Source organism: Alteromonas sp. BMJM2, assembly GCF_027257845.1.
In the GTDB taxonomy this organism is placed as follows: Bacteria; Pseudomonadota; Gammaproteobacteria; order Enterobacterales; family Alteromonadaceae; genus Alteromonas.
The window spans coordinates 1-512 of the sequence record NZ_JAPVOT010000067.1 but is presented as its reverse complement, the minus strand read 5'-3'; the positions used below and the strand labels follow the sequence as shown (position 1 = coordinate 512).

Below are 512 nucleotides of genomic sequence, written 5' to 3'. Positions count from 1 at the left end.
TCTAACAAAGCGCTTAAGTTCACTCCCTTCGGTCGCTGGGACGCTAACATGTGGGCTGACTCACTTCGTTCGGATTTTAACCCACATGCTAGCGCCCCTTAGCTTAAAGTTAGAAGGCGTCAGCCTAGACTGCGTTTGACTTAATAAAAATAACAGTTCAACGACCCTCAACTGTTGTTTCAAAAATCGCTCTGGCTTTTGGTAGTTTTAACTTCGCCGCATTTACTTCCAAGATGGCGCAATAGGCGCTCTATCGCCAAGCTCTTGTTTCACACGGCAAGCGCCATTGCACTCGTCAGATCAAATGGCAGCTTACTTCAGTCAAATCACAACCATCGCTACTCCGTCGTTTTACTTGTTTGTGTTAATAATCAATCGTATGCTAGCTTTATTAGTTTTTAAAAATGCCAAGGGAACAGGCTCTGCTTCTAACAAAGCGCTCAAGTTCACTCCCTTCGGTCGCTGGGACGCTAACACGCGGGCTGACTCACTTCGTTCGGATTTTAGCCCAC

At 46.3% G+C, this 512-nt stretch carries 1 protein-coding gene; it reads left to right on the top strand.

The genetic code is table 11. The features are described from left to right. Window positions 1-286 precede the first annotated feature (286 nt). The coding region (locus tag O9X84_RS19585) for a hypothetical protein (protein WP_269521324.1) at window positions 287-512 on the top strand (226 nt) is incomplete at its 3' end.